The organism is Bacillus sp. FJAT-27231, from assembly GCF_001183975.1.
Classification (GTDB): domain Bacteria; phylum Bacillota; class Bacilli; order Bacillales; family Domibacillaceae; genus Pseudobacillus; species Pseudobacillus wudalianchiensis.
In genome coordinates this window covers 1,015,777-1,033,450 of sequence record NZ_LFZU01000001.1, presented here as the reverse complement: position 1 = coordinate 1,033,450, position 17,674 = coordinate 1,015,777, and the positions used below count along the sequence as shown (strand labels likewise).

22 protein-coding genes are annotated in these 17,674 nt (G+C 40.4%); 8 read left to right on the top strand and 14 right to left on the bottom strand.

Annotated elements, in window-relative coordinates; all coding sequences use genetic code 11:
* Window positions 1–56: 56 nt before the first annotated feature.
* The 3 genes from AC623_RS04895 to AC623_RS04890 all read right to left on the bottom strand — a co-directional run bounded on the left by AC623_RS04895 (window position 57) and on the right by AC623_RS04890 (window position 2,411).
* The gene (locus tag AC623_RS04895; protein ID WP_049661087.1) at window positions 57–1,223 is read right to left on the bottom strand and encodes a saccharopine dehydrogenase family protein; all 1,167 of its coding nucleotides are present in this window, start codon (window positions 1,221–1,223) and stop codon (window positions 57–59) included.
* Window positions 1,224–1,359: 136 nt separating this feature from the next.
* Window positions 1,360–1,548 carry a Na+/H+ antiporter NhaC family protein gene (locus AC623_RS20915; protein WP_082174329.1) on the bottom strand — a complete coding sequence of 63 codons (189 nt, stop codon included), beginning with the start codon at window positions 1,546–1,548 and terminating at the stop codon, window positions 1,360–1,362.
* Window positions 1,549–1,685: 137 nt separating this feature from the next.
* On the bottom strand, window positions 1,686–2,411 hold the full coding sequence (locus AC623_RS04890; protein ID WP_049661084.1) for a DsbA family oxidoreductase: 726 nt from the start codon (window positions 2,409–2,411) through the stop codon (window positions 1,686–1,688).
* A 346-nt stretch (window positions 2,412–2,757) separates the two neighbouring features.
* On the opposite strand from AC623_RS04890, the gene AC623_RS04885 reads away from it, so the two are divergent.
* Window positions 2,758–4,317, top strand: coding sequence for a sensor domain-containing diguanylate cyclase (locus AC623_RS04885; RefSeq protein WP_049661081.1), 1,560 nt, complete (start codon window positions 2,758–2,760; stop codon window positions 4,315–4,317).
* Between the two features lie 92 nt (window positions 4,318–4,409).
* On the top strand, window positions 4,410–4,547 hold the full coding sequence (locus AC623_RS04880) for a zinc ribbon-containing protein (RefSeq protein WP_049661079.1): 138 nt from the start codon (window positions 4,410–4,412) through the stop codon (window positions 4,545–4,547).
* A gap of 73 nt (window positions 4,548–4,620) precedes the next feature.
* On the opposite strand, the gene megL is transcribed toward AC623_RS04880, so the two are convergent.
* The 4 genes from megL to AC623_RS04860 form a co-directional block, all read right to left on the bottom strand.
* Window positions 4,621–5,820, bottom strand: a complete 1,200-nt coding sequence (gene megL, locus AC623_RS04875) for a methionine gamma-lyase (RefSeq protein WP_442853558.1) — start codon at window positions 5,818–5,820, stop codon at window positions 4,621–4,623.
* 191 nt (window positions 5,821–6,011) lie between these two features.
* On the bottom strand, window positions 6,012–7,478 hold the full coding sequence (locus AC623_RS04870) for a nicotinate phosphoribosyltransferase (protein WP_049661075.1): 1,467 nt from the start codon (window positions 7,476–7,478) through the stop codon (window positions 6,012–6,014).
* 21 nt (window positions 7,479–7,499) lie between these two features.
* Complete coding sequence (locus tag AC623_RS04865) at window positions 7,500–8,045, bottom strand: cysteine hydrolase family protein (protein WP_049661073.1); 546 nt, start codon at window positions 8,043–8,045, stop codon at window positions 7,500–7,502.
* A gap of 30 nt (window positions 8,046–8,075) precedes the next feature.
* Window positions 8,076–8,870 (bottom strand): NUDIX domain-containing protein, encoded by a 795-nt coding sequence (locus AC623_RS04860; protein ID WP_049661071.1) that lies wholly within the window; start codon window positions 8,868–8,870, stop codon window positions 8,076–8,078.
* A 1,030-nt stretch (window positions 8,871–9,900) separates the two neighbouring features.
* On the opposite strand from AC623_RS04860, the gene AC623_RS04855 reads away from it, so the two are divergent.
* The 6 genes from AC623_RS04855 (at window position 9,901) to speD (ending at window position 13,146) form a co-directional block, all read left to right on the top strand.
* Window positions 9,901–10,143, top strand: coding sequence for a spore germination protein (locus AC623_RS04855; RefSeq protein ID WP_049661069.1), 243 nt, complete (start codon window positions 9,901–9,903; stop codon window positions 10,141–10,143).
* 124 nt (window positions 10,144–10,267) lie between these two features.
* On the top strand, window positions 10,268–10,510 hold the full coding sequence (locus AC623_RS04850) for a spore germination protein (RefSeq protein ID WP_049661067.1): 243 nt from the start codon (window positions 10,268–10,270) through the stop codon (window positions 10,508–10,510).
* 21 nt (window positions 10,511–10,531) lie between these two features.
* Entirely contained in the window at window positions 10,532–11,017 is a 486-nt protein-coding gene (locus AC623_RS04845) for an Hsp20/alpha crystallin family protein (RefSeq protein ID WP_049661065.1), read from the top strand.
* 43 nt (window positions 11,018–11,060) lie between these two features.
* Window positions 11,061–11,504, top strand: a complete 444-nt coding sequence (locus tag AC623_RS04840; RefSeq protein ID WP_049661062.1) for an Hsp20/alpha crystallin family protein — start codon at window positions 11,061–11,063, stop codon at window positions 11,502–11,504.
* Window positions 11,505–11,566: 62 nt separating this feature from the next.
* Window positions 11,567–12,124: a hypothetical protein gene (locus AC623_RS04835; protein ID WP_049661057.1), complete on the top strand. Its 558-nt coding sequence runs from the start codon at window positions 11,567–11,569 to the stop codon at window positions 12,122–12,124.
* Between the two features lie 209 nt (window positions 12,125–12,333).
* A complete protein-coding gene (speD, locus tag AC623_RS04830; RefSeq protein WP_049661053.1) occupies window positions 12,334–13,146 on the top strand; it encodes an adenosylmethionine decarboxylase in 813 nt (270 codons plus the stop codon).
* A gap of 61 nt (window positions 13,147–13,207) precedes the next feature.
* Here the strand turns inward: speD and AC623_RS04825 are convergent, their stop codons facing one another.
* The 7 genes from AC623_RS04825 to AC623_RS04795 all read right to left on the bottom strand — a co-directional run bounded on the left by AC623_RS04825 (window position 13,208) and on the right by AC623_RS04795 (window position 17,664).
* Window positions 13,208–13,612 carry a MaoC/PaaZ C-terminal domain-containing protein gene (locus AC623_RS04825; protein ID WP_049661051.1) on the bottom strand — a complete coding sequence of 135 codons (405 nt, stop codon included), beginning with the start codon at window positions 13,610–13,612 and terminating at the stop codon, window positions 13,208–13,210.
* Window positions 13,609–14,058, bottom strand: a complete 450-nt coding sequence (locus AC623_RS04820) for a MaoC family dehydratase N-terminal domain-containing protein (protein WP_049661046.1) — start codon at window positions 14,056–14,058, stop codon at window positions 13,609–13,611. Before AC623_RS04820 ends, AC623_RS04825 begins: the two co-directional genes overlap by 4 nt.
* A gap of 15 nt (window positions 14,059–14,073) precedes the next feature.
* On the bottom strand, window positions 14,074–14,838 hold the full coding sequence (gene fabG, locus AC623_RS04815) for a 3-oxoacyl-ACP reductase FabG (protein ID WP_049661043.1): 765 nt from the start codon (window positions 14,836–14,838) through the stop codon (window positions 14,074–14,076).
* Window positions 14,835–15,257, bottom strand: coding sequence for a PaaI family thioesterase (locus tag AC623_RS04810; protein ID WP_049661041.1), 423 nt, complete (start codon window positions 15,255–15,257; stop codon window positions 14,835–14,837). The genes fabG and AC623_RS04810 overlap by 4 nt, the downstream gene beginning before the upstream one ends.
* A 170-nt stretch (window positions 15,258–15,427) precedes the next feature.
* Window positions 15,428–16,150: an amino acid ABC transporter ATP-binding protein gene (locus AC623_RS04805; RefSeq protein ID WP_049661039.1), complete on the bottom strand. Its 723-nt coding sequence runs from the start codon at window positions 16,148–16,150 to the stop codon at window positions 15,428–15,430.
* The gene (locus AC623_RS04800; protein ID WP_049661037.1) at window positions 16,147–16,803 is read right to left on the bottom strand and encodes an amino acid ABC transporter permease; all 657 of its coding nucleotides are present in this window, start codon (window positions 16,801–16,803) and stop codon (window positions 16,147–16,149) included. The genes AC623_RS04805 and AC623_RS04800 overlap by 4 nt, the downstream gene beginning before the upstream one ends.
* A 72-nt stretch (window positions 16,804–16,875) precedes the next feature.
* Window positions 16,876–17,664, bottom strand: a complete 789-nt coding sequence (locus tag AC623_RS04795) for a basic amino acid ABC transporter substrate-binding protein (protein ID WP_156187102.1) — start codon at window positions 17,662–17,664, stop codon at window positions 16,876–16,878.
* Window positions 17,665–17,674: the final 10 nt, after the last annotated feature.

The following is a 17,674-nucleotide window of genomic DNA, read 5'->3' as shown; positions in this document are numbered from 1 at the left end:
AATAAAAAAGCTGCTATAAAGCCAAAAATGAGCAAGCGTTATAGCAGCCTCTTTTGTTATTGTACGGTTGACTCTTGTTGTCCTGCTTCCTTAATCATAACACCCCTTTTGGCCATTTCTTGAATATAGAGATCACCAGGAACAATTTGCTCCGGTGGATAAACACCTGTTTGCTTAATCGTCCCATTTGCAATCATCTGTGCCACAACTGAAATTGTGTTCGCTGTCGCTCTCGCCATGGCCGTTACATGATGAATCGTATCTTTATAGGTGATCATTTCATATGCATAGCTTGCTTTACTTCCCGCTTTTTCCCCTTCTGTTTCTACTCTTAGCAGAACGACATCCTCTTTCTCTCTTAAGTCAACGATAGGATCAAGCGCTTTTAATAACACATCTCTCGGCCTGACCTGGACACCATTCACCTCAATAAAGTAATCCGAGCGGGTTAAGTTAAGATCGACAAGCAGCTTGAATTTTTCTGCATGGCCTGGATAACGAATGGTTTTATACTCCAGGCAATCCAGATCAGGATAAGAATACGAAAGCGTCGATGTTCCTCCTGCAGTATGGAAGGCTTCAAGCGGTCCGAATTTCTCAAAATGAATCGTTTCGATTTCTGATAAAGATGGGATTTCTTGTTTTTTCCCATTTCTAATAATAAAGGAAGGATCAGTATAATGATCAAATACGCCTTCCATTGAAAATACATGGTTATATTCAAGCGGCGGCTCCGGACGAAGCGGGATCCCCCCGACGTATAGCTTAATCGAATTTACTGTATCGAGTTTGCTTGCACCATGTCCCGCTAAAATATTAATCATGCCCGGCGCCACACCAAGGTCAGGAATCAGTGTAACTCTTGCTTTCTTCGCTTCTTCCATCATTTCCAGCACTCGGTCCGTCGCCTGGCCAATATGGCCACCGAGATCTACCGAGTGCACCCCCGCTGTAATAGCTGCTTTTGCTACAGCTACGTTAAATGAATAAAATAAGGCATTGATGACTACATCATGTTCTTTCATTAACTGAATAAGCTGCTCTTTATTGGAGGCGTCCACAAAAGCTGCGGTTAATTTTAGAGATTGTAAAACGTTACACGTCTGTTTTGCTTTTTTAAGATCATAATCAGCCAGTGTCACTTTCACGACCTCTTTACATTGTACCAAGTCCCTTGCCGCTTCTTTTCCCATTAGCCCAGACCCTAGTACTAAGACGCGCATGTTGCTTCCCTCCTCATTGTTTACTTTTACATAAAAGTATATGAGGCAAAACCGGATTTCTTGATTTAAAACAACAGAATTATTCAACCATATCTGAGTTTATGACTCGATTATCTGCTGTGGTGATCTAGAGCTTTCACTTTCTTAAAACAAGGACGAGCAGCTCAACAGCAATCGTTAAGATTCCGAGAAAAACACTGTCTGTCAATCCAAGAACAATGTAACCAATTCCTGTAAAAATGGCAACCAGAAGAGCATATGGCAGCTGTGTCATAACGTAATCAATGTGATTGCAGCCTGCTCCTGTTGAGGAAAGAATGGTCATATCAAATATTGTAAAATATCATCATTCATGCAAATTAATTGGATGTCAAACTCACAAAAGTTTCAGCTGTATTTTCCGTTTCATAAGTAATCTGAAATAAAAAGAGAGCATGCTGTCATGCTCTCAATATGCAAACTTTATTTTTCAGGGGAAAGATCACAGCTTTCATCCGTACAAACGGCTCCATTATTGGCCCCTTCTGATAATGTCTTTAATGTCGGATCATCCTTTTCCTCTTCCCATACTTTTTGCAAAGCAGCTGTGAAAGCTTCCACTGGCTGGGCTCCGGACACAGCATATTTGTTATTGAACACAAAGAATGGAACTCCTTGGACACCGATTTGGCGCGCCTCTGCCTCATCCACTCTCACTTCTTCAGTTAATCGATTTTCTTTTAGAAACGACCGTACCTCTTCCTTGTTCAATCCGACTGTCTCAGCAATTTCTGTTAATGTCTCAACATCACTTATCGGCAATGAATCAGTAAAGTACGCTTTGAATAATCTTTCCGCCATCTCTGCTCCCTTTCCCTTTTCCACGGCAAATTTGGCGAGACGATGAGCAGCCAGCGTATTTGCCGGCTTCATACGTTCAAAATTAAATGTTAATCCGACAGCTTTTGCCTGTTCAGCGACATTTGCGTTTGCCGCCTTTGCTTGTTGAATGCTCATTCCGTATTTTTCAGCAAGCACTTCATGAATAGTTTTAGAGGTTTCTTTCGGTGCATCTGGTGCAAGCTCAAAGCTTTTAAAACGAATCGTTACTTTCTCTTTATGCGGAAACTTGTCCAATGCTTCTTCCAAGCGGCGTTTTCCAATATAACAAAACGGACAAACAAAATCTGACCATATGCTAATTTCCATTTTCCTCACTCCTTCTAGATCAGCTTTTCAGTCCCTATCATACCTAACAAACGTGACAATAAAAAGCATAACCCTTTATTTTCATCTACTTTTAATTTCTTCTTGGCAAACTGTAAAAAATCAATTATTATTTTATTTTGGAATTCTTCTACTAATCTCTTACTAAAAATGACAGTTAGAGTAAATCTTTTTATTCGTGTTGAACGAACTATTGATGTAACGTCCAACTTCAAAACTGTGAATAAGAAATAGATTGATTGGAAAAGAGGAGCATAAATACTTCAGGCAGGCTAACAATGACGACACTGATTTTTTCATCAACAACCTGAAAGAAGGAATTTTTTTAATGACATTATCTTTAAAAAGGTTAATCCTATTCGTTGCCCTTATCGCTGTACTGTTTACTCTTTCTATCAGCCTGTATGCCGGCTATCAAATGGAAAGAGAAACCCTGATGGAGAACACACTCGAAACGAACCGATCGTATGCTGAAAAGTTGGCAAGCACGACCGAAGACTATTTAAATTCTACTTTGCAGACTCTGCGTACTAGCGCTCAAACTGTCGCTCCTGCAATGAATACAAATGAAGAAATGCTCCTAAACGAAGTGAATCGTTTAAAAAACCACTCAAATATATTTAATTCCGTCGCTGTAGTCGATCATACTGGTAAAATTCTGGCTGTTTCACCTGAACATCTTAATTTAAAAGATAAAATATTTTCATCTTCCGGCTCGATTCAAGCATTGCAGGAGAAGAAACCGCTTATTTCTAAACCGTTTATCTCTATTACTGGACGACTCATCATTATGATTTCCTATCCCATTGTTAGTGAGCAAGATGAGTACCTTGGCTTTGTAGCTGGAACGATTTATTTAAGAGAAAGAAGCATCTTAAATCAGCTGCTAGGGGAACACTTTTACCATGACGGCTCCTATGTTTATGTTGTAGACGAAGATGGCCGGATCATTTATCATCAGTCCTCCAACCGGATTAACGACGTTGTTTCTGAAAATCCCGTCGTTCAAAAATTGATGAAAGGACAAAGTGGCGCTCAACGAGTCATCAATACAAAAGGAAAGGATATGCTGGCGGGATATGCTACAATCCCTGTCGCTCATTGGGGAGTCGTTTCACAGCGTCCTACTTTTAACGCCCTTGCTCCTTCGAATGCGATGATCGAACGAATGCTTTGGACTTCTTTGCCTCTCATTCTTATTTCATTTGTCATCATCTGGCTGATCTTAACAAAAATTACCCAGCCTTTACAGCAGCTTGCTCATTTAGCTGAGAATAGTTCAGAGAACAATCGGCAGCAAGATATTCAAAACATCCACGCTTGGTATTATGAAGCTATTCAGCTCAAAAAGTCCCTAATGACGAGCTTTCATATTCTTCATGAGCGAGTAAGCGACTTTCAGCAGCAATCCTCCACCGATCCGCTGACCGGGCTGCATAACCGCCGATCTATGAACGACTGTCTTGCACAGCTTGTTGCAAATGAGTTGCCATTCTCTATCATTCTCTTTGATATCGATCATTTCAAAAAAGTGAATGACACGCATGGCCATGCAGCCGGAGATGAAGTCCTTATTTTTCTTGCCAATTTGATGGAAGAAACAACTCGAGAAGAAGATATTTGCTGCCGTTACGGCGGAGAAGAATTTTTAATTGTTCTCCCGCAGGCTGAACTTCCATTAGCCCAACACATAGCTGAGAAATTAAGAAAGCGTTTAGAGGAAACAACGAGTCCTCTCGGTAAAGCTATTACCATTTCCGCTGGGGCAGCCTCCTTTCCTGACGATGCCATTATTTCAGATCAACTCCTTCATCTAGCTGACCAATGTCTTTACAAAGCTAAACAAACGGGGAGAAATAAAGTAATCACCTCTCATACGCTGAGTTAAACAAAAGGAAATAGTTTGAAGGTGAGGGTCCTTGTTTCTTTTTAAGCGATTCGGGTATAAACAAAGCAACGATTATTTAGGAGGTGCTTTTTATGCCACATACAGGAGAAACACCAGGAAAAGGCGACTATAAATGTGAAGAATGCGGACAAGTTCTTACTCTTGATGAGGATAAAGATCGTCTTCCTCCTTGTCCGGAATGTCATAAAACTGAATACGAAGCCGTGTAAATGATAAAGCCTCACTCTGGGAGAAGAGTGAGGCTTTATCATGCTTGTTATGAAAGGGAAACGCCCTCCTGACTTATGCTTGCTTAGATCGAATCGGCATTTTCACTTCCATTAGTTGATCAAGCGCTTGCTGTAAGTCTGCCCAAATGTCTTGTTTCGCCTCAAGCCCGACAGACAAGCGGATCAGCTGGTCTGAAATCCCCATTTGCTCTCTTTTCTGTTCAGGAACGCCCGAATGTGTCATCGTGGCCGGATGCTGGATGAGTGTTTCCGCGTCACCAAGACTGACAGCAATTTTAATAAGCGATAGATAATTAAGAAGCTGCTGGGCATGTTGCTTGCTGCCATTAATTTCAAAGGAAATGAGCCCTCCGCCTTTTTTCATTTGCTTCTGCATGATTTCATAGTCCCCGCCTGCTGCGTCGCCAGGATAAAACACTTGATGCACAGCCGGATGTTCTTTTAATTGCTCCACAATGTATTCTGCATTCTCGCAATGACGATCCATGCGAACTGCAAGCGTTTTCATTCCTCGCAGCAATAACCACGCATCAAAAGGAGACATTACACCTCCGACATCCTTTAATGTCGTCATGGCAATCGTATGAATCAATTCTTTTTTTCCAGCTGCAAGTCCAGCAATGACATCTCCATGCCCGCCGATATATTTGGTTGCACTATGGAGTACAATATCGCATCCGGCCTTTAAAGGCTGCTGCAAATAAGGAGATGAAAAGGTATTATCGACAACAACTGGAATGCCATGTTTTTTAGCTACTTTGGCAACTAGCTCTAAATCAATTAATTTCATCGTTGGATTAATGGGCGTTTCCACATAAATACAGGCAGTCTCTGAACGAATCAATGCCTCTAACTGCTCTTCTGTTTCCATGCTGCAAAAATCATGCGTGATCTGATATTTTTCCTCCATTAACTGCAGAAGACCGAACGTACATCCATACACACCTTGTGAACATAAGATATGATCACCGCTCTTTGTTAAAGCCATTAGTATAGCTGATACAGCAGCCATACCTGAACCAAATGCAAGCCCAGCTTCTGCTCCTTCTAGTTCAGCAATCCTTTCTTCCAAAGCCTTTACCGTGGGATTGCCAAGCCTCGAATAAATATAACCATCCTCTTCTCCCGCAAAACGCCTCTCCCCTTGCTCAGCGCTTTCGAAGGTAAAAGTAGAAGTTTGAAAAATAGGGGTAGCTAAGCTGCCTAGATGCTCTTTTGCATCATAGCCTGAATGGATAACCGCTGTCTCCATGTTTGTAAACTTTTCCTTCACTTTTTCCACTCCTTTCATTCAGTCGTATACTTTTGTAAACGTCAGTCTCTATTATTTTATAATAAATCAAGATTTTTGACAGCGATTTCCACTTGATAAGAAAAGAGAGAATGGCGACTCTAAGTCTTAAGAATCATTTAAATAAAAAAGCAGCACATTAACTGTGCTGCTTACTGACTGGTCGTTTTTACTTTTTCCTGAACTTCTGCGATGTTTCTCATTTTATTGTCCCAGCAAGCCTGACTTAAATCCACGGGATATTCTTCTGGGTTGAGAGAACGTTTATGTTCTTTCCATAGAAGTTGAAGGTTTTCTTTAGCAAATGCCCGTATTTCCTGAACATCCGGCTGTGCGTAAACGAGCTTGCCTTCCTGGAAAATAGGCTCGTGCAGCTCGCGCGCTTCAAAATTAGTCACAAATTTACTAATGAACGTATGCACAGGATGAAACATTTTCAGCCGTTCTTCCTCTGCCGGGTTTTCATATTCCATTGCTAAATAATCGCCTTCTGACTTGCCGTTTTGTTTGTTAATAATGCGATATAGACGTTTCAATCCGGGAGTTGTTACCTTTTCTGGGTTTCCTGAAATTTTAATGGTATCTTCCATGACGCCTTCTTCATTTTCGATGGAAACTAGCTTATAGACAGCTCCTAAAGCAGCCTGGTCAAACGCAGTGATTAATTTTGTGCCAATGCCCCAGCTATCAATTTTAGCGCCTTGTGCTTTTAGATTCATGATCGTATATTCATCTAAATCATTTGACGCGATAATTTTTGTATTGTGGAATCCGGCCTCATCCAGCATCTTTCTTGCTTTTTTTGATAAATAAGCTAAGTCGCCGCTATCAAGTCGAATACCAATAAAATTGATACGATCGCCTAATTCTTTTGCTACCTTAATAGCTGTCGGCACCCCTGACTTGAGCGTATCATAGGTATCGACTAAAAACACACAGTCTTTATGTCGTTCAGCATATTTATGGAAAGCTGTATATTCATCTTTGTACGTTTGGACAAGTGAATGAGCATGCGTGCCGGAAACGGGAATACCGAATAATTTACCGGCTCGTACATTGCTTGTACCATCAAATCCCCCAATGTAAGCTGCTCTCGTTCCCCAAATCGCAGCGTCTAGCTCATGAGCGCGCCGACTGCCAAATTCCATTGCTGGCTCTTCGCCGACAACTTGTTTAATCCGAGAAGCTTTTGTCGCAATAAGGGTCTGATAGTTAACAATGTTCAACAAAGCCGTTTCGACAATTTGAGCCTCTGCGAGCGGAGCCTCTAATCTTAAGATCGGTTCATTGCCAAAAACCGTCTCTCCTTCACGCATCGCTTTCAACGTGCCGGTGAACGTCATTCCTTTTAAATAAGCAAGAAAGTCTTCTTTATATCCTAGCTCATGACGCAAATAATCAATATCACTTTCTGTGAATCGAAAGTTTTTTAGATAATCAATAATTCTTTCTAAGCCTGCGAAGATCGCATACCCATTGCCAAACGGAATTTTTCTAAAGTAAAGTTCAAAGACGGCTTTTTTGTTATGGATGCCATCATACCAGTAGGTTTCAGCCATATTAATTTGATAGAGATCTGTATGCAAGGCCATTCCATCATCTTCAAAACGCTTGTTCATGTCTGTTTGTTCCCTCCACAATTAAATCACTTTTGCAGCTAAGCAATCTTGAAAATGATGCAAGGCCCATTCATGACCCGCCTGATTAAAGCTTGCAACCGCATTTTGGTGAATGACAATTGAATACCCCTTGTTATATGCATCAACAGCCGTATGCAATACACAAATATCTGTGCAAACACCAACTAAGTGAATTTCAGTAATTCCTCGTTCCCGAAGTTTAATGTCCAGATTCGTTCCCGCAAAAGCGGAATAACGAGTTTTATCCATATAGTAAAGCTGCTCATTTTCCTTGTTTTGCTGATAGACCGTTTCAAGCCGCCCATACAGCCGCCTTCCTTCCGTTTCAGCAATATTATGAGGCGGAAATAATTTTGCTTCCGGATGATAAGGATCCTCTTTCATATGTACATCAATAGCTAGTATAACGTAATCTCCGTTTTCCAGAAACTCCTCCGTTAACGAAGTGATAGCCTCTTCAATTTCGATTGCCGGCTCGCCAACAGGCAGTGCCCCATTCACAAAATCGATTGTGTAATCAACATTAATTAACGCTTTTTTGACCATGTTTCCCCATTCCTCCTCATGTGATGTTTTTCACTTATAAATGCTCTTAATTGGATTGTAATCATTAAACCGATAAAGCGTTGTTTTGAACTTTGAATTTCTTTGTGTTGTTTTTGGACTACCATCTTCGTTAAGCGCTTTTTCAAGGAAAGGAAACTTTGGTGCTTTACGCCAAAAAAATGGTTCAGACTTCACAACCTCTTCGACTAAATCTCCTGATACACATAGAATGATATGCCTAAGCTCGGATAATGTAAATTCCTTTGGCAAAAATTCCTTCGCAAGTGTTGTTTGTAACATCTCAAGCTGAATTTTTCTCAACGCATCTTTAATTATTATTTTATGATCAAAAGCTAGCGGCAATTCAAGGGCTTCTGTGACGTTGAATAATTGCACATCTATCGCATCATCACCGGCTTTTCTTTTTTCTAATAGATATTCAGGTACCGCAGCATAATAGGCATTCGAGATCATCCATCCTCTCGGGTCCCGGCCTTCTTTATCGTATACAGCGTAGTGCTTTAAATAAATGCCGCTTAAACCTGTTTCTTCTTCCAACTCTCTCCTAGCTGCTTCATCTGCCGTTTCATGCGGTGCTACAAACCCACCGGGCAATGCCCACTTACCGCCTTCTGCATTTGGCTGGCCTTCGCTGTTTTTCATTGATCTTTTAATAAGAAGAAGATGAAGAGAGCCGGAAAATTCCGCTTTTTCATCTTGTTTAATTGTAAAAATGACAATATCACTCGTATAACCATCTGGAGTACGATACTTCTTACTATCATACTCCTCTAACGCCTCTTTGTGGGAAACAAATTTAACCACTCTCGCTTTTCACCCCGATAATAGTTTGTAAATTATTAATGATTAATCAATCGTTAATCAAAATATACACGAAATAAACAGCCGGAACAACTCTTATTTTCCTAAAAAGAACAAAAAAAAACGAGGCTCTCCTGCCCCTGATATTGTCGTTTGCTTTATGCACCTTTTTTTACTTTCGGACGTTGACTGATAGCTTTTAATATAGACATCTTATCTTGAGCGGTTAACATTCTCCAACTTTTCACTTTTATTTTCATGTTGAATCCCACCTTTATATGATGTTAAATTATTTTTAACGTTCCATTAAGTACTCTCTGGCTACTCGACTATTATTTCATTCTCTTATTCTATAATTACCGTTTTTCAGTAAAAATAAAACAAAATTCGTTCCCCAAAAAATGACCAAAATCCGCAAAAAATTTATTTTTAAAATAGGTTTATAATAAAAAACACCGGGTAAATAAAAAACACAAGGCGGAACTACCAAAAGAAGGGACTGGTAAACATGCGTTTACAAGCGACTTCAAAGGATGAATTGCACGGCCTTGGCGGAAAATTTGCTTTACTGACGAAAGGCACACTCGTCGGGAACCGATATATTTAGGTTCCATTAGCAAGTGTTGAATCAGTAAGTGTAGTTTTTTGCGAAAGTGCAAGTGGAGTGCAGGTTAATGGGAATCCACCGAAGCGGATAGTAAACAACGGTTTACAAACACCTTCACCGGATGAACAAACTGCATCGGTAATGTAAGTTGATCTGACGATGAGTCTTCTCGTCGGGATGAACAAATTTTAAAGACTGTTCAATGGATAAAATTTTCCGCGTGCAACTCCCTGTCATGGGGACGAGAAAAGCATGTTCCGAATGGAGCGTGCTTTTCTCGTTTGTCGATATTTGTAACTAATTAGAAGAATTTTTTGTAAATATTCCCCCTATATTCTCGTCTTCTCTCCCGCTCACTTGCCAATTATCATACTTTTTCTTTCTAACGCATAAGATAAGTCAAATTTTAAAATAGGAGGAGTGATTATGCCCTCTATTATTAATATTTACAGCTTAAAAATTAACAATGTTTCTAATAATGGCTCCATTAATATTGGCGATGCCCTCCATAACGCCCACACAGCTAACACAAAAGCGCAAGGATCAAATTCATCCTATGGCGACATTTCTCCTACAGAAGCTAACATGGAAAATGTCTTTATTGATCCTGATGTAAATGACATGGGAGATATTGCGAACCCAGCTAATGTTAATTCCGCTCAAATGTAAAAAATGGCCTTTAAATAGGAAAGCTTTCTGAAGCGACTAAAAAATCAAGCGTGTGCCTATAATCTGTACCTCTTTCCGTTTTATCTCATATAGTATTTAGTAGAGCGCCAAAGGAGGAAAATCGATGCCTTTCGTTATTAACATCTTTAACCTCAAAACAAACGGGGTAACTCAAAATGGCAATATTGATGTCGGCGGCGTTGTCCATAATAGCCATACGGCCAATACTAAATTTGTTGGCGGCAATATATCATTAGGAGATTTTTCACCTTCTTCTTCTTGCATGGGTAACGGGATGCTCGACAGTGATATAAGCGATCAAGATCAAATCGCCAACCCTTCCATGCCTGTGACGAATCAATTTTAATTAAAAGAAAGGGGTACGGCTATGTTTCCTTTTCAATCCTCCTTCCCTTCTGCGAATGATTGGCAGAAATGGCTCAAGCACCTACACGAGCGGGACGTAGAGAAATATGTTCAAAACGTTTTATCATCTTCTTTGCCTCCATCATGGCAGATGAATGAAAACGAAGGTGATCGAGCAAAAAATGAACCTAGGCAGCAAACTATCTCACCTACAGTGGAAGAACCTGTTTCATTGCAGTCCTCAGTTTTTGAAACACATGAAGCCGTATATGTTAGGATTCCGATTTCCGATCCTTCTCTCTTTAAGAATTTAAAGGTTTTTCATACGTCCAACCAAGCTATATTGGAAGGCTTACCTGGGACTGCGTCCGAAAAAGTCATTATTCTGCCAGCCATTGTTAAGAAAAAAGGAGCAACGGCTCATTATAAAGATGGGGTTTTACAAATTATGATTCCTAAAGAAGTTGACTTCCAATATACCGAGATCGACATTCGTCATTTAGATTAGCGTTCTCATTTGATCCTTTATTTTAAACAAGGGGGAGGCCGCTTTGGATATTGACAAATTTAAACAATGGATGGAATTTGCCCAAAATTATCAAACAGGAGAATTCTGGAATTCCGTTTTTGACCCGTCCAAGGCAGAATTGATGAACAGGGATCTTCCTGCGAAACAACCGAAACAGCCATTTCCGCCTGTTGACATGTTCATCGATGAATCTAGGGTGATATTGGTGATTGAACTGCCTGGATTTACAAAAGAAGAAGTACATTTGCTCGTTTCCGGAAATACACTTACAATTCAAGGGACGTCTTCTGCTCCTTTTGAGATGCAGCATACAATGAAAGAACGCTATTACGGTGAATTTAAAAGAACGATCCAGCTTCCTGAGCCAGTTGAAAGCAGAAATGTCTCTGCCAGATTTCATAATGGCCTGCTTTTTCTAAGCTACTTTCGTGTCAAGATACAAGAAGAAAGAGTGTTTATTGAATAGTTACTTTTAATTAAGGAGCTTTCACGATCGATTTTACTATAAGAAAAGTGTGGGGATTGCATGTGACAAATATACCTCATGAACTTTCAACAATCATTCATTGGTTTGATCAACGAATACAGCATGTCACAAATCAAGTGAATAAGATCAAACAACAAACAGCTGATCCAATTATTATTTCCCACTCCCTTCCTGATGGCTGGGAAAAGCTGATTGCCGCTAGAATAGAAAAAAGGTTATTGGAAAAAAATCAGCTACTGATCCAACAGTTAGAACAATCCCAACAAAAATTGGCGGAACTGGAAACTGTGCAAATCCCCCACCTTCAAAATCAAATAAAGCAGCTGGAAGACAAAATCACCTTCCTTCAAAAACACGGCATGCCAAATACTCCCGCCTCTCATCCCATCGTTTTCCAAGAATTCTCTATTGAGCAGGTGTTTTTAGATAAATATGAACAGACCACTAATTTAGGCCAATTAGGAATTAAAGAGGTAACCGGCAAGCTACATATTGGCAATGCTTACACTACGGCTTCCGACCTTACACAATCTGAAGAAGAATCGCAAAATAGTGGACAATCTGAAGACACACAAGAACACGAAGACACTGAAAAATGACTCGCCAGCCTTACCCCTTAGCTTAATTAAACAGATATCACTCTTCGAAGGCGGCAAAATAAGCTCTTCTTTCAATTCTTAAGCAGGACGATAAAGATATACTGTTTTATTTAAATGAAAAAGGGTAATTTAATGATGACGAGAACTAAACACATTTGCTAGTTCAGCAAATCACATATTAACTATTAATAGGTAAGGAGCTTAAAGTTATGTCCCTCACACCCGAGCAGCGTGTTGAATTGCACGGTTTTAACAACTTAACGAAAACATTGAGCTTTAATATGTATGACATTTGTTACACCACTACAGAAGAAGAACGCAATGCTTACATTGAATATATTGATGAGCAATATAATGCAGAGCGTTTAACGAATATTTTAAAAACGGTCGCCAATATGATCGGTGCCCACGTATTAAATATTGCTAAGCAAGATTATGTTCCTCAAGGAGCGAGCGTCACTCTGCTCGTCTCGGAAGGGCCAGTCGTTGAAGTGCCGGCAGAATCACTCGATGAATCTCCGGGTCCGCTGCCTAATTCTGTTGCTATGCATCTTGATAAAAGTCACATTACGGTTCATACTTACCCTGAATTTCACCCTTATGAAGGCATTAGCACATTTCGAGCGGATATTGATGTTTCTACATGCGGTGAGATTTCACCACTTAAAGCATTAAATTATTTAATTCATTCTTTTGATACAGACATCATGACGATTGATTACCGGGTGCGTGGTTTTACCCGTGATAAAAGCGGTCATAAACTATTCATTGACCATGATATTAACTCGATCCAAAATTATATTCCTGACGAAGTCAAACAGCAATATGATATGATCGATGTGAATGTTTATCAGCAGAATATCTTTCATACAAAATGTAAACTGAGAGAGTTTGATTTAGACAATTATTTATTTGGACACTCTCCGGACGAACTTTCCGAACAGGAGATAAAAGAAATTACCGATAAGTTAAAGATTGAGATGGATGAAATCTTTTATGGGCAAAATATCCCCCAGCCATAATGAAAACAAGCCGCTGCTTCTTAGAATGAAGCAGCGGCTTGTTTAATATGGAAGCACCTATTTACGTATACAACGTAAAAACAACCCGGCCCTTCACTACGATTTTCTCCTCCTGGTTAACGGCTATTACTTCAAAATACAGTTTATTCTGCACCTTCTTCAGGAATGTTGCTTTTAGTGTGAGAACATCGTCTAAACGGACAATGTCTCTGAAGCGAATAGAATATTCCTCAATGAATCCTTCCTCATAATAAGGGGTGAATAGCTTTGATAGGTTGCCCATCGTCCACATGCCGTGAGCAATAACGCCGGGCAGCCCAGCTTTTTCTGCTTCTTCATCAATCGTATGAATCGGGTTAAAATCTCCTGAAGCACCAGCATATTGAATAAGGTCTAGCCTCGTAACAGGGGCGAGCTGTATATCTGTAAGATTCCCGTTAAGTGAATAATCAGCTATCGGTTTCAAGCGAGCATCTCCCTTCTGACAGCTTCATTAAGGATAATAATTTGTTTAGCCGAAAAAAGAAGCTTTCCAGAGGCATTTTCGCCATGCTTCGTTAAAAATAAAAACCCTAGCTTTTCGTTATCCCCTCTTTTTTCCACATAGTTATTTACTTCCATCCAGCAATAGACCTCCTCATTCATAAGAAGCGGGCGTTCATAGCGAAAAGTTTGTTCTCCATGAATCAGCCCCTTATCGGGTAACCGTAAGTCGGCAATAGTTCCATAATCAAATGTGATAGGAAAAGTAGGAGGTGCTATATTTTCACGATACCTCGATTGCTTCCCGTATGCCTCATCCAGGTAAAGGGGATGCAAATCTTTGATCGCTTCAGCAAACTTTTTAACTGCTCCTCTTTCCACATAATTTTTTATCTTTATTGACTGCTTGCCAATATATTCACGCAACATTCTGTTATCCCCTTTTTAATTTTTTGGTCCGCCCGCTACATAAAGCACTTGTCCGTTAATAAAGGAAGAACGCTCATCCGCAAAAAAAGTAACAGCGTGGGCAATGTCTTCGGGCTTTCCAATTCTGCCAGCTGGAATTTGTTTGCTGGCGGCTTCCGCTAATTCTTCAAACGGAATTCCCATTCGATCGGCTGTTGCTTTTGTCATCGCGGTTTCCGTAAATCCTGGTGCTACTGCATTAGCTGTAATACCGAACTTTCCAAGCTCAATAGCCAATGTTTTGGTCAGCCCCTGAATTCCAGCTTTCGCCGCTGCATAGTTAGCCTGCCCCCTATTGCCGAGAGCAGAAGTAGAAGATATATTGACAATTCTTCCATAGTGCTGCTCAACCATATACTTCTGGACAGCACGACAAGCGTAAAAGGCCCCTTTCAAATGAACATCCATTACTGTCAGCCAATCGTCATCTGTCATTTTAAATAATAAATTGTCTCTAAGCACCCCCGCATTATTAACGAGAATATCAAGAGAGCCAAACGCTTCATAAGCCTCCTGCATAGCCTGCTCTAGTTGATCGCGTTCCGTCACGCTCCCTGCCTTTGCAAAAATGGGAAACCCTTTCTCTGTCAGCTCGTTTTTTATTTCACTGACTGCTTGTTCATTCACGTCAATTATTGCAACATTGGCCCCTTCTTTGGCAAACTGCTGAACTATTTCTTTGCCGATTCCACGGCTTCCGCCGGTGATAAAAGCCGTTCTCCCTATAAATCTCCCTGTCATCTCTTCTCCCCCTTATCCGTATTAGCAGGATAAATCAACTTAAATGTCCCTGTTCCCTTTGCGACTAACTTTCCTTCTTGATCTGTAATTGTCCCTTCAACGAATGCTGTTTTGTACCCCTTTGATATAATCTCTGCTTCAGCAAACAGGACGCCTCCCGTTACCGGAGCTATATAGTGAATCGTCGAAGTAGTGGTTACACAACGAGTCTTCGTCACGGAACGTAATTGCATGCTCTGAATAAAATCTAAAACAGATGCATATACACCGCCATGTAAAGTCTTATTTGTATTTAACAAGCAATCTTTCATACTGAGTTTAATGCGAACGTTCCCTTCTTCGAATCGTATCACTTCTAACCCAAGATGGTGAAGAAACGGGCATTCCTCAAACTCGTTTACAATTTCCTCAAGCAGCAACCTGCTCCCCCCTTCACGAAATCTAGCAAATAAAAAATGGGCTCTATTCTGTTGAAAGTACTCTGCTTTTCCTCCTCATAGTACCTAATTTTTTTGGAAATTAAAAACATTTAGCGGAACCTTAAACAAATAAAAAACGTACCCTATCGCGAAACAGGATACGTTTTCGTTTAAAGTACTTTACTTAAAAATGCTTTCGTCCGCTCATGTTGCGGATTAGAAAACAACTCAACTGGTTCATTTTCTTCCACAATATAACCGTTATCCATAAAAATCACCCGGTCGCCAACTTCACGGGCAAATCCCATTTCATGAGTCACCACGATCATCGTCATACCGTCTTTTGCCAGCTGCTTCATCACTTCAAGAACTTCGCCGACCATTTCCGGATCGAGAGCGGATGTTGGCTCATCAAATAGCATGACTTTCGGTTCCATCGCTAAAGCACGGGCAATCGCCACCCGCTGCTTTTGACCGCCGGATAAAGAATCTGGATAAGCCTTAGCTTTATCAGAGAGACCAACCTTTTTCAAGAGCACCATTGCTTTTTCTTCAGCCTCTTGTTTCTTTATCCCTCTTACGTTCATCGGAGCAAGAGTTATGTTTTCAAGAATGGTCTTATGAGGAAATAAATTAAAATGCTGAAATACCATACCGACTTCTTTACGGATTTCATTAATGTTTGTTTTTTTGTCTGTTAAATCTTTTCCTGTTACGTACACGTGACCGCCTGTAACAGATTCCAGCAAGTTCAAACAACGGATAAAAGTTGATTTCCCTGAACCGGATGGGCCAATGACGACTACCACTTCTTGGGGCTTTACTTCGAGAGAAATATCTTTCAATACTTCATTGTCACCAAATGACTTTTTAAGATTTTTGACGGAGATCATTCTGTTTTCATTCTCCTTTCAACGTAGTTCATTAAATAGGTTAGCGACAACGTTAAGACAAGATAAATGGCTGCGACCGTAATGTACGGCTCCCATACTCTAATATACTGCCCTTGAGCGGCACGGCCCCAATACATTAATTCCGGCGCGGCAATAATAGCGGCAAGAGATGAATCTTTTAATAAAACGATAAATTCATTGCCGAGCGGCGGGATCATCCGTTTTACAGCCTGCGGCAAAATAACGAGCTTCATAGCCTGAACGTGGCTCATACCGAGTGAACGTGCTGCCTCCATTTGTCCTTTATCAATGGATTGGATACCTGCTCGAAAAATTTCTGCAATGTAAGCAGATGCGTTTAGTGAAAGGGCGATAATCGCCGATACAATTGGGTTAGATGGTGACATGAATAGTGGCACTATCCCAAAGTGAATGAGCAAAATCTGCACGAGTAACGGCGTTCCTCTGAAAAAGTTCACATACCAGACAAAGGGAAACCGCACTAACTTGTTTGTTGACATTTTCCCTAATCCAATCAGTAACCCTAAAATAAGTCCGATAAAAATTCCGGCTAGGGACAACCCTAGTGTTAAAAGGGTTCCTTTAATAAAAAATGGCATATAATCTACGATGATATCTGTACGAAAATCCAATTTATTTCCCCCTTTCTGGGACAAAAACGACTGTCCAAAGGCTCAGGCCTATGTGGACAGCCGCATTTTTCCTTATTGTTTAGCTGCTTCTTTTAATGTATCTACGTTTGGCTCTTTACCAAACCACTTTTTATAAATTTCTGTATACTTGCCATTGTCATACAGCTCATTCAATGCTTTATCAAAGTCTTCTTTATATTCGCTGCCTTTAGGGAATACAATGCCGTAATACTCTGGCTTGAATTGCTTGTCATCCCCAACCGTTTTAATACCGCTATCCGGGTTATTCTTCACATATTCAAGAGCTACTGCAATATCGGTAACCGCTGTCTCTACATCACCGCTCTGTAAAGCCTGGAACATGAGTGCCGCTGTTTCATATTTAGAAATAGAAGATGCGTTCTTTCCAACAACCGCTTCCGCAGCGAATTGTCCAGTTGTGCCGTTTTGAACGCCGACTTTCTTGCCTTTTAAGTCTTCGGCACTTTTAATTTTTGTCCCTTCTTTAAAAGCAATCATGCTTGTAGATTCGAAATAAGGGACAGAGAAATCATAGGATTTCTTTCGCTCATCATTAATCGTTACCCCAGCCATACCAATATCGAGCTGTTTGCTTTGAAGTCCGGCAAACATAGCATCCCAGCCGGTATTTTCAATATTCACTTCATAACCGGCTTCTTCAGCCGTTGCATTTAAAAGATCCACATCAAAACCGCTTACCTTCCCTTTATCCATAAATTCAAACGGAGCAAAGGTTGCTTCTGTTCCTACTTGTAAAACCTTTTTGTCTTCTGATTTTTCTTTGCCAGCTGAATCTTCCTGTCCTCCGCATGCGGATAATAAAAGTGCACAACCCGCCACATAGAAGAGA